Source organism: Maribacter aurantiacus (genome assembly GCF_005780245.1).
Classification (GTDB): Bacteria; Bacteroidota; Bacteroidia; order Flavobacteriales; family Flavobacteriaceae; genus Maribacter; species Maribacter flavus.
On record NZ_VBUK01000015.1, the window covers coordinates 45,852 to 61,207 of the forward strand.

Here is a 15,356-nt window from a genome sequence, read left to right on the forward strand (position 1 = left end):
TACTTCAAATTTCTATTTGTGCTGTTGTGCCAACCACTCCATAATCGTAACGGGCCTGCTGTCGATAAGGACCGGGCTACCATCATAATCAAAATCGGCATCATTGGCATGGGAATAGATCCACGACCAATGCCCTGGAAAATGATAATCTTCCCCACCATACATACCATTCAAATCGGTTACATGGTCATAGAGGGATAAATGCACGTTGGGTGCACCAGCGGCCACCAATCTTTCATAAAGGGGTACTACAGTTTTTTCGGGAACGGTTGTGGTATCGTCCTTGGAATGCACGAACCATATAGGAATATTTTTGATGCTGTTCAATTGTGCCTCCGAGATGAACTCATTGTGATAGGCCAGCGCACTAATGTAGCCCGCTGCAAAATAATCAGGATGGTTCAATAAGAGTTTGAGACTCATATATCCTCCATTGGAACAGCCACCGATATAGATTCTATCCGTATCGATTCCCGGGTTTTTACCTACGTAATCCTTGATCAAGGCCATCAAGGCCTCGTTGTAAATATCATTGGTGTTCCCCCGTGTATATTCCCCGGACACACTCTGCATCCAAAAGGTGGGCGTCTGGGGTGCCAGTACATAGGCACCTTTAAATATTTCCTGAATCTCTGCGGAAGCATAATTGACAGCTTTGTTGGCAATAAGGGGAATACCAGGGTCGGTGCCACCTTCCCCACCACCATGAAGCCAAATGATCAATGGAAAGCTTCCGGTGCCTTTGGGTTTAAAACTTCCATAAGTAAGGTCGATATCCTTATGGCTAAAAGTTCCCGTTAAATCAAAAATATCAAGGTCGGGAATCATCCTCTTGCCCTCCTTGTCCCACGTTGTTCCCGAAGGTACATGGGTAACGGTCAATTCATAATCGATCCATTGGTTACTGGCCCTGCCATTGGCACCTCGATAATATTTGATTGGGGAACTTAATGGGTCGTTGGGTGCTACCATGAGAACCAATGTCGTAAATTCTCCAGTCTCACTGCGGTCCCCATCTGCATTGGATGGATAGGCATATAACACATTCCTGGTTCCTTGGGCTTCCCCCTCCCGCATTTCTACATTTTCCTTGCTTCGTATAACCTTCACCTCATAATCTCCAAAAACAGCGGGTGTTTCGGATTCAACTTTGGGTACGATTATCTTGTTAACGGCCGGACCCCAATCATAGGCATCAATTAGTAAGGTGTACGTGCCCTGCATGTCGCTTTGGGCCGAAATGGTTAAAAGGGGAAAAATCAAAAATGCGAGAAGAATTTGATGGATGCGTTTCATTTTCAGTCGGTTTAGACTTTGAAAATAAACGATTTCCTTGATTTCACAAAACCCTCCCCAGGAATACAGTGCTACCTTTCAATAGTTTTCAATCGAAGGAAGGCTTCCTGCAGTATTTTTGTAATGGGCCCGACATTATTACTCTGATAATATACATGGTCATCCATTTGCCGTATGGAAGCTATCTGTGTGCTCGTACCTGTAAGGAAGGCCTCGTCCATCTCACGAATACTGTCGATGGCAACAGCCTGCTCACGCAATTCCAAGCCCAATTCTTGGCAAAGTTGAATGACTACCAATCGGGTGATTCCATTTAAAATAAATTCATTGGCCGGATGTGTATACACAACTCTATCTTTCACGAAAAAAACATTGCAATGCGAAGCTTCCGTAACCATGCCGCTTCGGTATAACACCGTTTCATAGCATTCGTGCTGCATGGCCTCCTCGTTGAGCATCACGTTGCCCAAAAGGGAGGTCATTTTAATATCGCATCGGGACCACCTAAAATCTTCCCGGGTAATCACATTTGCATGCAGGGTATTGATATCGGGCAACACCTTGGGCAGCGCATAAATAAAAACCGTAAGCTTTATGTCTTTTGGAAAGGCATGCTGTCTGGGGGCAACACCCCGAGTAATTTGAATATACAGAAAACAGTCCTTTCCAATAAGGTTTGTAGCTGCCAGCAATTTGTTGACTTCCTGGGGTATTTGGCCGACATCATACCGAATATTGATTTTTGAAAGCCCCTCTGCAAGCCGAGCCAGATGTGCCTCCTCGTAAAAAAAAGCTCCATTGATCTGGGCCATGGCCTCATAGATGCCATCGCCAAAAATAAACCCTCTGTCAAAGACCGATATTTGGGCTTTTTCAGAAGGTATGATTTCTCCGTTCAGATATACTTTTTCAGGAAACTGGGCCATGATTAGTTGGAAGCTACTTGGGTATCGGAATACGTAACCCTGTAAATGGCGTCTCCATAATCATCGGATATCAACAAAGACCCGTCTTTCATCCACAGTAAATCAACGGGTCTGCCCGTTACTTTCTGGGTCTCGTCATTCAACCAACCATCGATGAAGGGCTCCGTACCCTTAACTACACCATTTTCTATATCGGCCAGCATAATTCTATATCCTACCTTTTTACTTCTGTTCCATGAACCATGTTCGGCGATAAACGCTTTTCCATTGTAAGATGCTGGAAACATAGTTCCTGATTTAAATTTCACCGCCAAGGGTGCTACATGTGCTCCCAAAGCTTTAGCAGGTGGCACAAAATCCGAACAAGGACGCTGATCACCAAATTCCGGGTCTTTTACTGTACCTCCGTGACAGAAAGGATAACCAAAATGCTGACCGGCCTCGGTAATATGGTTCAGTTCACAAGGAGGAACATCATCGCCCAACATATCCCTGCCATTGTCCGTAAACCACATCTCACCTTTATCATCCCAAGTAAAGCCTACGGAATTCCGTACGCCGTGGGCGTAAATTTCACGGTTACTTCCGTCAGGGTCCATTCTGGTGATGGTGGCAAAACGTTCGTCTACCACGGTCGAATCACAAATATTGCAGGGGGCACCCACAGGAACGTATAATTTATCATCAGGTCCAAAGGCAATATATTTCCAACCGTGATGGAATTCCGTTGGATAATCATCATAGACCAATTCCTTGCTCAATGTACCGCCCAACTGGCTTTCAATATTGGGGTATTTCCATAGACTGCCTACCTGGGCAACATACAGGTCGCCGTTTCGCATGGCAATTCCGTTGGGAACCTCCATAGTATCGAGGACCATCACCGTTTCGGCTTTATAGTCCCCATCTTTATCCTGTAAAGCGTATACGGTGTTCTCGTTTCTGGTTCCGACAAACAGTGTCCCGTCAGGTCCCATGGCCATGGAACGTGCACCATCCACTCCCCTGGCATATACCTTTATCTCAAAACCATCGGGTAAATTCAAATCCAATAATGCCAAGTCCGTACTATCCATGGGTACTTCCTCCTTGACATCAGCGCTTTCTTCCTTCTTGTTTTCCTTACAGGAAAATATGCTGAATGCCAGTGCAGCGGCACAGAAAATTTTTAAAAGCGATATTTTGTTTTTCATTGTATTTCAGTTTGCCGCTAAGATACTGAAGCATCCTTACATATTGAAAAATTTTCAATCATTCCCATTGCTCAGAAAAGGGATTATCCTCCCGAAAGGTTTAAAAATCAAAAGCTAAAAACCTATTCGGTTTTTAGCTTTTAATTTTGGTTTTTTGAAAGTACCAATCCTTCAAATTGCCCAGTTCAAAAAAAACTATTTCTTCTCACCGGTTACTGTTTCCACATGCTGTTATTAAAACGTGAATTCCTTTTTCGATGCGATTATTCTGCGTTCAATCAAAATCTTCTGTAATAATATTCTTTTTTGGAACATCCAATTCCAACAAGGCATTATACACACTATCCATCATTGGAGGTGGTCCGCAGAGGTAAAACTTTTTGTCAAGATTCTCGGTGTGGTTTTTAATAAATTCCTTGTCAATGGTACCATGGGGAAACTTGCTGCTATGTTCATCGGAAAGTATATTGATAAAATCTTTTCCCAGCCACCTTTCAAAATCGGATTGAAGAATAATATCACGCTCCCTTTGATTACCAAAGATCAATTTGTTGCCTTCTAAATTTCCTTTTATGGCCAAATCCTTGATAATTGCGATAAATGGGGTAACTCCTGCCCCACCGGCCAAGAAAATTCCTGGTCCTTGATAGGAAATTGCCCCCCACGAATCACTTATCAACAGCGAATCTCCCTGTTCCAATGTCTGTAATTGATCGGTAACTCCATCGTGGTCCGGATACACTTTGATGGTAAACTGTAAGAAACCATCATCCGGCAAACTGGTAAAAGTAAAGGGTCGTTTTTCTTCTTTCCATTTGGGTTGGTCAATGGACATTTCGCAAGCCTGACCCGGTGTAAAATCATATCCCGAAGGTCTGTCCGTCTGTATTTGGAGTACGTTATGTCTTATAAATCCTATATCTTGAATATTTATTTTATGTGCCATCTTCTTTTGTCTTTTTCTATTTGCTCTATTTTTTTAGTTCTATAAATGAGACCCTCATCGAGGGATTTGTTTTTGTAAATTAAAGATTTTCAATAATTTAAATAATTAATTATCAAGTACTTAAAAAATTTTAATCGTGTAAAAATCATCTAGGAGACCGAATCCAACGCTTTTCCGATCAAGGTATCACCTTCCAAAATTTCAAACGTTTCGTTCGTACCGGCATCTTCATGTAAGGCATGAACTAAGGTTTGGGCCACATCGTCACGGGTAATGGAACCATGCTTTTCAAAATGCCTTTTTAAACTAATCTTTCCTGTTCCCGTATCATTCGTCAATGAACCGGGCCGAACAATCATATAATTTAAATCCGTAGATTTTAAGTATTCGTCCGCATTATGTTTTGCTTGTAAATACTCTTTAAGATCTTCTGTAGTTTCTGTATTATCAGCCCCCATAGAACTTAACATTACAAATCTTTTTACGTTAGCGTTTCTGGATGCATCGATTAATCTCTTAGCTCCTTCTTGGTCTACAGCTACAACTTTTTCACCTCCTGAGCCCGCGGCAAAAATGACTTTATCAATATTTGCAACGGTATGTGTGATATCTTCCTCCAGATCACCTAAAACCGTATCTATCCCGTCGTTTTCAAATTGCGCCAATTGTTCCTTCTTACGAACCATGGCAACAGGATTAAAATATTGGGACTTTTTTAGTAGTTGAACTACTTTTTTGCCAGTAGTACCATTGGCACCGGCAACTAATATATTTTCCATAGTGTGTGTCTTTTTCATTTATGGTAAGATAATAGGAAAGAAGTATGAATCTTACCCGAAATAGTGTAATTATTAGCTCAAATCCTGAATAAAAAAATAACTAGCCAGTGTTTGAAAACAGCATATTTATCTTGGATTTAAGTCAATCCCAGTATTATAAAACTATTACCTTATCGGAGCATTATTAATCTTAATTTGAGAATATGAGTAATCAAAAAGAAAAAACCTACAATTCAGATATTACAAAAGAGGATTTGAACGCTTTGGGCGAAAAAACAAAAAATTCGAGAACCGATCAAGGAGATGACCAACAATTACAGGAAAGGGAAAAAGACGTGGATTTTGCAGGTTCTGATTTGGATGTTCCGGGTCGGGATTTACCAAAAGACAGAACCAGGAAAACGGTTAAGGACGAAGAAAATCAATTGTACAGTCAGGGAGGTTCAGGAAATGAGGATTTGGAACGGAACAAGGACCATATCAGATAGACTTTTGAATTAACGATATAAAAAAGCAGCCTAGATGGCTGCTTTTTCTTTGCAATGTGTTTTTATTTCTATGCTAAACTGACATTTAGTACGATTTCCGTATCCAATAATTTGGAAATGGGACACACATTTTTTGCCTTTGTAGCTATTTCTTTAAATTCCGAAGCTTCAATTTTCGGTACATCACCTTTAAGATTTAAGGTCACTTTTACAATCTCCCCGTCCTTAAAGGACACCTTTGCGCTTACGTCAAGCGTATTGGGTGTATAATCAGCCTCACCAAGCAAAAAACTCAGTTGCATGGCAAAGCATCCCGAGTGTGCCGCTCCAATGAGCTCTTCGGGATTGGTACCTTTTCCATCCTCAAATCTCGTATTGAAGGAGTATTGGGTATTTTCCAAAACGGTACTATCCGTCGTTAATGTTCCGTGTCCTTCTTTTCCACTTCCTTTCCATTGTGCTTTCGCATTTCGTGTAAAATTCATTGTATTTTTTTTATTGTTAAAAATTAATTCAATCTCTACTGAACCGACTCTTCTTACTTGTGGGTTTCATAGTCTATATAACCCTCTTTGCCTGGCGTGTAAAAAGTGTCTTCGTCCCAGTCGGCCATATCCCAATCATTTTTAAACCGTTCCACTAAATCGGGGTTGGATACATACAATTTCCCAAAAGAGACTAAGTCGGCATTTCCACTTTCGATGACTTTATTTCCAGATTCCTGGTCAAAACCACCGTTTATCATTAATGTGCCATTATACATGGGTCTAAAATGTTCCGCTATGTTCTCAACCGCAAATGGGATGTCTGAGACATCATTAAAAGGTTCCGAAAGATGTATATATGCAAGGTCATATTCATGATCCAATTTTTTAATGATATACTCAAAAGTTGGAATGGTTTCCTCATCCATGGTCATTCCAAACATTCCATTTAAAGACGGATTAAAGCGAGCTCCAATCTTGGATTCGGGAATAACCTTTTTGACTTCATCCAAAACTTCAAAAAAGAATCGTGCCCTATTCTCGATGCTACCGCCATATTCATCCGTTCTTGTGTTCGAGGTTGCATTAAAAAATTGATGAAAAAGATACCCGTTTGAAGAGTGGATCTCAACGCCATCAAATCCCGCCTTAACCGCATTTTGGGCTGCATTTTTAAAATCCTCGATTGTCCTGGCAATATCTTCTTTGGTCATTGCCTTTGGTATGACCGTATCCTTAAAACCTTCTGGGGTATACGATTTTGCCTCTGGGTTGATGGCGGACGGAGCTAAAGGCAAATCCCCATCGTGAAAATCTGGATGGGACATTCTACCCACATGCCATAACTGAATGAAGATGGTACCGTTTTTTTCATGAACTGCCTCGGTTACCTGTTTCCAACCCTCTACCTGCTCTTCAGTGTGTATTCCAGGTGTATTTATGTAGCCAACCGCTTCTTCGGACACTTGTGACCCCTCAGTGATTATGAGTCCGGCCGAAGCTCTTTGCTGATAATAAATATCATGTAGGCCTTCTTCCGGTTTTTTGGCCTCGTTCGCGGCCCTACTTCGGGTCATGGGGGCCATGACCACCCTATTTCTTAACGTAAAATTTCCTTTGTTATATGGTTTTAACAATGCTTTTTCGCTCATAATCAGTTTTGAATAAATAATGGATTTCTTCAAATATCCTTCAAACAAAGGATAATCATTAACTCTAATACCTAAATTAGTATCGGAAATAATAACAAACTACAAAGGAGCACTTTTTAAGACTTTTCAATCTTTGTTAGACCGATAGTCGAAAATGCATTTTATGAATCCAAACCGATGATTTACATGAATTTTAGCTTCTTTTTTGCGGTATGGAAAAAATAGACTCCTAAAATTTGAGTAAGTTGCACCGCCAATAGAAATATCCCCCGCATGAGCCAACGTGGGATTCATAAAAAACAACCTAAAAATTCGAGATATTTATCGGAAGGATTTCTCGATTACCTAATTAACCAATGAAGAATTACCTATGCACCATTGTGTGCCTATTTCTTTTCGTCCACTTAGTAACCGCACAAAAAAAGAACACCGACTATCGTTTACACATTAAAAAGACGAACCACCCTGTAAAAATCGATGGTATTGGTGATGACCGGGCGTGGCAGGATGCCGAAGTCGCTACGGACTTTTTTAGGGTACTTCCTATGGACGACGGACTGGCCACCGAACAATCTGCCATAAAAATGACCTATGACGATAAAAACCTCTATCTGTTGGCCACCTTTTACAATGCCACCGAAGCCAATTACTTTGTAGAATCGCTCCGCCGGGATTTCTCCTTTGGTAGAAACGACAATTTTTTGCTGTTTTTAGACCCTTTCAATAATCAGACCACTGGCTTTTCCTTTGGTTCCAATGCTTTTGGCGCACAATGGGACGGTACTATGTTCGATGGTTCTCGAATCGACTTGAATTGGGACAGCAAGTGGATTTCTGAGGTGACCCGTGACGATGACAAATGGGTTTTTGAGATGGCCGTTCCCTTTAAGTCCATTCGCTATGAGGCCGGTGTAACGGAATGGGGCATCAATTTTAGTCGGTTAGACCTCAAATCCAGTGAAAAATCCAGTTGGACCCCCATTCCCAGACAGTTTCCAACGGCCGCACTGGCCTACACGGGAACCTTGGTCTGGGATGCACCCCCACCGGCCCCAGGCACCAACTTTTCAATTATCCCCTATGTATTGGGAGAGGTGAATCGGGATTTGGAAGCCAACGAGGATACCAAAACTATAGGAAAAATTGGGGGTGATATAAAGTTCAGTCTCACTTCTTCCCTGAATCTGGACCTTACCGTAAATCCAGATTTTTCGCAAGTGGAGGTAGACCGACAAATTACCAATTTGGACAGATTTGAGCTTTTCTTCCCCGAAAGACGACAGTTTTTCCTGGAGAACGGAGATCTTTTTGCCAATTTTGGGTATGAGACCATACGGCCCTTCTTTTCCAGAAGAATCGGACTAGGGGTGCCCATTCAGGCCGGTGCCCGTGTTAGTGGAAACCTCAATGAAAAGTGGCGCATGGGCCTTATGGACATGCAAACAGCCGCTGTGGATGAAACCGGCTTGCCCAGTCAAAATTTTGGAGTGCTTTCCTTACAGCGTAAGGTCTTTGGTCGAAGCAACATCGGGCTTATGGTCGTGAACAAGCAGTCCATCAACTATCCCTCGGAAAACGATTCCATAAACGCCCAATATGCAAAATACAATCGTAATCTAGGTATGGAATACAATTTGGCTTCCTCCAACAACATTTGGAACGGAAAGGTCTTTATACTGAAGTCGCTTGCCCCGGATGAAATTGGCCGCGGCATTGCCCAAGGGGCACATTTGGAATACAGTAGTAGAAAATGGAACTGGCGTTTACAGCAGGAATGGGTAAGTAACGATTATACGGCAGAGGTGGGTTTTGTACCCAGAAGAAACTATGTCAATTTCACGGGGAAATTGGGCCATCTGTTCTTCCCGAAAACGGGTCCCATCGTGAGTCATGGACCGGAATTGAACGTCACGTGGTTTTTTAACGAAGCATTCCGTGAAACGGACCACCTGGCCTATATGCTCTATCGTTTTGATTTTAGGAACCGTAGCAATGCGTTTTTCTTTCTATCCGATGATTATGTGGAACTGTTGGACCCCTTTGACCCCACCCGATTGGGCATTGCAGAATTGGCAACGGGCACGAAACACCAATGGAACGCCTTTGGTTGGGAATACCAATCCAAGCCCCAAAGCCTTTTCACCTATTCCTTAGGGGGCCGTGTGGGAGGCTATTACCAGGATGGAAACCGCACAAGCCTGACGACGGAGCTGGGATACCGATTTCAGCCCTACGTAAGCTTGAGCGCGAATTTAAACTACAACCACATCGATTTACCAGCACCGTGGAACACCAACGAATTTTGGTTGATCGGTGCGGAGGCGGATATTACCTTTACCAATAAAATATTTTTTGCCAATTTGGTCCAATACAACGAGCAAACGGGCAATATGAACCTAAATTCCAGGTTTCAGTGGCGTTATAGTCCAGCTTCAGATTTGTTCCTAGTGTATACCAACAACTATTTCGTTACACCTTTTGAAACCCGTAATTGGGGCTTGACATTGAAGTTTACCTATTGGCTGAACAATTGATCAGTTTCTCTTTTCCAGAACTTCCAATACCCCTTTAGCAGCCATTTCTCCGGAAAGCATAGCGGCGTTCAGAGATCCATTGAGCAAATAGTCACCGGCCAAAAACACGTTTTCCGTTAGTCGGGTTTCAGAAGGCATCAAGGTGTACCTAATGTCTTTCAATTGTGGCAGTGCCCTTTTTATCGGATAGTGCTTCAGGTATTGGTCGGTGGTAATTCCACAAAATTTCTTTAGATCCTCTTTCACTTTTTGGACGAGTTGATATTCGGATAAATCATGATTTTTCACAACGGTAACCGAAAGCAATTCCGATGCCCCTTTTTGAGCCATTTCCAGGGAAGTATGGTAGAAAATATTATTGATCAATGCCTCTTCATCCGCGATCAGACCGATCAGGGGTTTATCTATAGTGCGCTCTTTGGATGTAAAATACAAAGTATCCGATGTATGCCAATCCAAATGCTGCTTGCGCAAATTTGGCACCAGCGGCGACGCATCGGTAGCGATAATCTTATAATCGAAAAATGCCGCTTTACCATCGGATAAAGTGATTTTTTCATCGGTACAACTTTCTACAGGACAATTAAATATGAATTGAGTTGCCTTCAAATTTTGTTGTAATTGATTAGGTATGGCGCCGATACCTGCCTTGGGCAATATGGCAAGCCCTGCACCGAACATTTTATAAACGAACTGAAACATCCTTGAGGAAGTAGCCAAATTAGGTTCCAAAAAGATGCCGGAAAAAAAAGGCCTGAAAAATTGGTCAATTATTTCTTCAGAAAAATGAAGCGATTTTAGATACTCAAGTGTAGAAGTTTCCGGTTCCTCAAAAATTCCCTCCAGGGATTTTTCCTTCAACATTGCATTTAATTTCAACACTTTGAATTTATCCCCAAAAGTACCGATACCGGAAGTCAGTGTAGGGAACAATAGACTAAGGTTGCGAAGTGGATCACCTATGATGGCACTTTTCCCTTTATGGAACACTTGGGCTCCCGGCAGGAATTTTTGGAGTTCCAATGCTTCGTAGTCCAGGTATTTCTGGGCCATGGGATAGGCATCCAACAAAACCTGAAAACCATGGTCCAATTGATATCCATCAACGATGTCCGTTTTTACACGTCCGCCAATACGCTCCGTGGATTCATAAATAGTGGGGGAATACCCTTCCTTTTCCAAGGTAATGGCAGCAATCAAACCACTGACCCCTGCGCCAATAATGGCGATTTTAGTCGATTTCTTTTCCATATGGTAAAAATAGGAAAAGTAATGGGCGATTTAGTAAGGAGATAATAAGATAAACCTAAATACTACTCCTCCGGCGGATGCCCGTTAATATTCTCGTAGACCGAATCAAAATTTTCCCGCAGATATGCATTCAATTTCTTTTGATAGTCATCCTTCAACCAACTCAGGAAATTATGGGTACTTTTACTGATACACTTGGCGTAGACATGGATACGATTGTCAATATCCTCCTTCAACAATTTGGCTAAGGCCAGGGCATCATAGACATCCTCGCTGTTTTCTATACAGATATAGGCATGCTGCTCTATGGAACGCTCCAGAACCACCTTGGAGGACTCGCCAGCCAATGTAGCTTGTTCATAGGTTTCGCGGATATCGAAATAGGTTTCATTGGAGTTTTTGAACTCCTCCTTTATGTCCTCGGATAGGTCGTGCTTGAAACCGGCCTCGATATCCTCATCATCACGGATCCTGTCCATGTAATAATTGGGCGACTTGAAAATAGCCTCCCAATCCAAATCGGCGCCCCACGGTCCAAATCGGTATAAATTATTACCCAAATCGATGACCGTGAATTTAGATTTGTTGTTCAGTACCCGTGAACCCCTACCGATCATTTGGTAGTACAAGGTCAAGGACTTTGTGGCACGGTTCAGGATGATACTCTCAATGGTAGGTTCATCAAAACCGGTGGTCAGAATACTTACCGAAGTCAATATGGCATTTGGGGTTTCCTTGAACCACTTTAAAATCTGCTTTCGCTGCTTTTTCGTCGCGGTATTGTCTAGGTGCATGATGGGCAATCCGGCATTTCTGAACGTATAGTAGACCTGAATGGAAGTTTCTATACCATTATTGAATATCAGCGTCTTTTTATCCTTGGAATGTTTGGTATAGGCTTCCAACAATTTGTTCAACATGGCCGGACTCGTATACAGGTCGGCAGAGGATTTTACGGTATAATCCCCATTGGACCCCACCTCCAAGGAGGTAAGCCCCATGTCATAGTGATAGGTTTCGGCACGGGCCAAAAAATCGTTCTCTATTAGATTTTCAATGGACTCCCCGGGTATCAACTCATCGTAATTGCCGTTCATGGGAGTTTCCTTGTTGGAACTTAACGGCGTTGCCGTAACCCCCAAAATAAAGGAGTTCTCAAAGAATTTGAACAATTTGGTGAAGGAGTTGTAATGGGCCTCGTCGATGATGACCAGACCGACATCGGAAATATCCAATTTATCATCGTTCAAACGGTTGTTCAAGGTCTCCACCATGGCCACATAACAGCTGTACTTTTCCTGATCGTCCAAATTTGCCTTGCTATTGACCACTTTATTCACCACGCCAAAACTAGTAAGCATGTCCGAGGTCTGGTTGCAAAGCTCCACCCTGTGGGTCATGACCAATACCTTTTTGGAATGGTTTTTTAAATACTGACGGACGATTTCCGAAAAGATGACCGTTTTACCACCACCTGTAGGCAATTGGTACAAAAGATGGTAATCCTCACGTTCGTTGTCAAACTTTTCAAAAATTTGTTGGATGGCTCCCTGCTGATAGCTATACAGCTCTTTATCCGTCTTTTTCTCCTGTAACTCGTATACGGTCTCTTGCATGTACTCCTTTTCTTTTGAAGGTTGCAAAGGTACGGTCTTCTATGGCCGAATGCTAATCCATGCGATAAAAAGGGTATCTTTCCGACCAATTGATGCTAAACCGATTCCTTTTCAGATGGATGTCCATTCCCATTTTAAAATGTACAAACCCGTTGGTTTTTTGAGTCAGATGACATCGGGTGAAGCAAGACAAATACGGAACAAGAGGTTCCTGACCGAACTCTATGATTTTCCCGAAGGTACCATGCCCATTGGTCGTTTGGACGAAAAATCCGAAGGGCTGTTATTGCTTACTACCGATGGAAAATTAGCCGATACCATCAATAGCGGCGCAATCGAAAAAGAATACTGGGCACAATTGGACGGTAGCATAGATTCCCTTTCCATTAAAAAGCTTGAGGCTGGTGTCACTATCGGAATATTCGGAAAAAGCTATACCACCAAACCTTGTAGGGTGGAAAAATTAGTAGAAGCCCCTACCCTGCCCGATGCCGATCCAAAATTACGAATCGGACTTCACCGCCCTACATCATGGATTAAAATAATTCTGACCGAAGGAAAGTTTCGGCAAATTCGAAAAATGACGGCTGCAGTGGGTTATCCTACAGTGCGACTCATTCGCGTACGGGTAGGTTCCATTTTATTGGAAGGCATGCAGGAAGGTTCGGTGGAAACAATAGCTGATTTATCAGCCCAACTTCTTAGAGGTAAACCTTGAAAACAGGGTGATTCGTTTTTTCGTATTGATAAAATAGACCCCGGTAAGCAAAATCAGGGCCGCAATGACGGATTGTAAGGTAATCTCCTCCTTTAAAAAATACCAACCCAAAATCATGGCAATGATCGGATTAACATAGGTGGAAGTTGCTACTTTTTCTGGGGACACCACTTTGAGCAGATAGTTAAAAGCCGTAAAAGCTACAATACTGCCCAGCAAGATCAACAAAAGCATAGACCATTTTACGGGCACACTCCAATCAACAGGAGAAATCCACTCCTCCCCAATAAGTGCGCTGATCAAAAACAGTTGTATTCCCCCGGTTAACATTTGGTATCCGGTATTTACGAAGTAATTGGGCGGCAGATCCGCTTTTCCCACAAAAAGACTGCCGTAGGCCCAACTGATCATACAGAAAAATATAAGTATCATTCCTAGAAGCGCACCGTCCTGTGAAATAATCTGTTTTTGGCTCACCAAAAGATATATGCCTATCATGCCCAATCCTACCCCTATAAAGGACATGGGTTGAATTCTTTTATTCTGTAGTATTCGCATCAGCAATAATACCACGAGTGGTTGGGCGGATATCTCAAGGGCGGCAAAACCACTATCCACGAATTTTAATGCCCACACGACTACACCGTTGCCAAAGGTCAAAAATAGAAAACCAGCTATGATGGAGTTACCCAACTGGCGCTTTGTAACTACCAAAGGAATTTTTAAAAATTTGGCGATTAAAAAAATCAGACTGCCCGCCGTAATGAAACGTATACCTGCCAACATGAATGCCGGCAGTTCCGTAACCGCAATTTTATTTAAAAGATACGTACTGCCCCAAATCACGTAAATGGCAAAAAAAGCAAGTAAAATAAGTACCGTATTACGCTTAAGTAAGGTCATTGGGTTATATAAATATTCAAGGTAATTATATTTTCTTGACCCTAACAGCGTTCATACCCTTCATTCCCTTTTCAAGTTCAAAGGAAACCTTGTCGTTTTCAAATATTTCATCAATGAGGCCACTTACATGCACAAAGTACTTCTCATTATTTTCGGAATCAATAATAAATCCAAAACCTTTTGAAGAGTCAAAGAAAGAAACCTTACCATTTCTGACTGGATCAAATTCCTCCGTATCGCTTTCTTCCTTTTTTGGTATTCCCAGCACAATATCTTCTGCATCTATCTCTACCTTCATTGTTGGATCTGGCGGCGTATCCACCAAATTTCCGTTGAAATCAACATAAGCAATGGGGATTCCGGAAGACCCGCTTTCTTTTGAAGCTTGTTTGCGCGCCTCTTTCTTTTTCTGCTTCTCTTCTCTCTTTTTTAATCTCTTTTTTACTTTTTCTGTTTTATTGAAGGTTTGCTGTGATTTTGCCATTCGCGATTTTTAAGTTTCTATTTAATTTTTAATAAAGAAAGAACAGAAGTTTGAGTAGCCTTTTACAAAATTTCATCTCTAGGGTTAAGAGAAAGATTCCAATTATTGGTCGGAGCAAGATTCCTAACTTTTCTTTAAACTACCCCAAAGATAGCATATGTTTTATAATAATATCGGTATTAAGTTTTAGTTCTTAAAGGTCCAATTACAACACTGAATTTAGTTTAGCATATTTTTAACATTTATTTTATTTGATTGATTTTCAATATTTTAATTAAAATATTTCTATTAAATAGTACCTTTTATTACATAGTACTGTAACAAATATAATCCATCTTCGTCTCCTAGATATAAAAGCAATTATCAATTAGTAGTTAGAAAATAAATTAATCAACCCGAAACATATCGGGAAAAAAACGAACAACATGAGAACTTTTATCAGACAATTACCCACGGAAGCTAGAAGACATTCCTTCTTTAGCAATTTTAGAAACAGTAAACGCGTGCATTGGGCCGAGGTTAGAAACCATACCCATTAATCCGGAATTCATCAATCAATCAATTAATCATCAATCAGATCCCGATT

General features: G+C 41.6%; 14 protein-coding genes. 3 read left to right on the top strand and 11 right to left on the bottom strand.

Annotation, left to right across the window (positions count from 1 at the left end):
- Positions 1 to 12: 12 nt before the first annotated feature.
- From FEK29_RS17115 to FEK29_RS17135, 5 genes are all read right to left on the bottom strand, one after another.
- Positions 13 to 1,296: a prolyl oligopeptidase family serine peptidase gene (locus tag FEK29_RS17115; protein WP_138259653.1), complete on the bottom strand. Its 1,284-nt coding sequence runs from the start codon at positions 1,294 to 1,296 to the stop codon at positions 13 to 15.
- Between the two features lie 71 nt (positions 1,297 to 1,367).
- Positions 1,368 to 2,222, bottom strand: coding sequence for an aminotransferase class IV (locus tag FEK29_RS17120; RefSeq protein ID WP_138259654.1), 855 nt, complete (start codon positions 2,220 to 2,222; stop codon positions 1,368 to 1,370).
- Between the two features lie 2 nt (positions 2,223 to 2,224).
- Positions 2,225 to 3,415, bottom strand: coding sequence for a PQQ-dependent sugar dehydrogenase (locus FEK29_RS17125; protein WP_138259655.1), 1,191 nt, complete (start codon positions 3,413 to 3,415; stop codon positions 2,225 to 2,227).
- Positions 3,416 to 3,689: 274 nt separating this feature from the next.
- Positions 3,690 to 4,361 (bottom strand): ferredoxin reductase domain-containing protein, encoded by a 672-nt coding sequence (locus tag FEK29_RS17130; protein ID WP_138259656.1) that lies wholly within the window; start codon positions 4,359 to 4,361, stop codon positions 3,690 to 3,692.
- 149 nt (positions 4,362 to 4,510) lie between these two features.
- Positions 4,511 to 5,140: an SDR family oxidoreductase gene (locus FEK29_RS17135; RefSeq protein ID WP_138259657.1), complete on the bottom strand. Its 630-nt coding sequence runs from the start codon at positions 5,138 to 5,140 to the stop codon at positions 4,511 to 4,513.
- 203 nt (positions 5,141 to 5,343) lie between these two features.
- Between FEK29_RS17135 and FEK29_RS17140 the strand changes: the two genes are divergently transcribed.
- The gene (locus FEK29_RS17140; protein ID WP_138259658.1) at positions 5,344 to 5,628 is read left to right on the top strand and encodes a hypothetical protein; all 285 of its coding nucleotides are present in this window, start codon (positions 5,344 to 5,346) and stop codon (positions 5,626 to 5,628) included.
- 68 nt (positions 5,629 to 5,696) lie between these two features.
- Here the strand turns inward: FEK29_RS17140 and FEK29_RS17145 are convergent, their stop codons facing one another.
- Together FEK29_RS17145 and FEK29_RS17150 are read right to left on the bottom strand one after the other, a co-directional pair.
- Positions 5,697 to 6,113: an OsmC family protein gene (locus FEK29_RS17145; RefSeq protein WP_138259659.1), complete on the bottom strand. Its 417-nt coding sequence runs from the start codon at positions 6,111 to 6,113 to the stop codon at positions 5,697 to 5,699.
- Between the two features lie 53 nt (positions 6,114 to 6,166).
- Complete coding sequence (locus tag FEK29_RS17150; protein ID WP_138259660.1) at positions 6,167 to 7,264, bottom strand: alkene reductase; 1,098 nt, start codon at positions 7,262 to 7,264, stop codon at positions 6,167 to 6,169.
- Between the two features lie 356 nt (positions 7,265 to 7,620).
- Between FEK29_RS17150 and FEK29_RS17155 the strand changes: the two genes are divergently transcribed.
- The gene (locus FEK29_RS17155; protein WP_138259661.1) at positions 7,621 to 9,798 is read left to right on the top strand and encodes a carbohydrate binding family 9 domain-containing protein; all 2,178 of its coding nucleotides are present in this window, start codon (positions 7,621 to 7,623) and stop codon (positions 9,796 to 9,798) included.
- On the opposite strand, the gene FEK29_RS17160 is transcribed toward FEK29_RS17155, so the two are convergent.
- Both FEK29_RS17160 and FEK29_RS17165 read right to left on the bottom strand, forming a co-directional pair.
- Positions 9,799 to 11,049 carry an NAD(P)/FAD-dependent oxidoreductase gene (locus tag FEK29_RS17160; RefSeq protein WP_138259662.1) on the bottom strand — a complete coding sequence of 417 codons (1,251 nt, stop codon included), beginning with the start codon at positions 11,047 to 11,049 and terminating at the stop codon, positions 9,799 to 9,801.
- Between the two features lie 62 nt (positions 11,050 to 11,111).
- On the bottom strand, positions 11,112 to 12,665 hold the full coding sequence (locus FEK29_RS17165) for a DEAD/DEAH box helicase (protein ID WP_138259663.1): 1,554 nt from the start codon (positions 12,663 to 12,665) through the stop codon (positions 11,112 to 11,114).
- A 115-nt stretch (positions 12,666 to 12,780) separates the two neighbouring features.
- On the opposite strand from FEK29_RS17165, the gene FEK29_RS17170 reads away from it, so the two are divergent.
- On the top strand, positions 12,781 to 13,383 hold the full coding sequence (locus FEK29_RS17170; RefSeq protein ID WP_138259664.1) for a pseudouridine synthase: 603 nt from the start codon (positions 12,781 to 12,783) through the stop codon (positions 13,381 to 13,383).
- Here FEK29_RS17170 and FEK29_RS17175 read toward each other — a convergent pair.
- Positions 13,354 to 14,286 (bottom strand): EamA family transporter, encoded by a 933-nt coding sequence (locus tag FEK29_RS17175; protein WP_138259665.1) that lies wholly within the window; start codon positions 14,284 to 14,286, stop codon positions 13,354 to 13,356. The genes FEK29_RS17170 and FEK29_RS17175 overlap by 30 nt on opposite strands.
- 25 nt (positions 14,287 to 14,311) lie before the next feature.
- Complete coding sequence (locus FEK29_RS17180) at positions 14,312 to 14,770, bottom strand: cold-shock protein (RefSeq protein ID WP_138259666.1); 459 nt, start codon at positions 14,768 to 14,770, stop codon at positions 14,312 to 14,314.
- Positions 14,771 to 15,356: the final 586 nt, after the last annotated feature.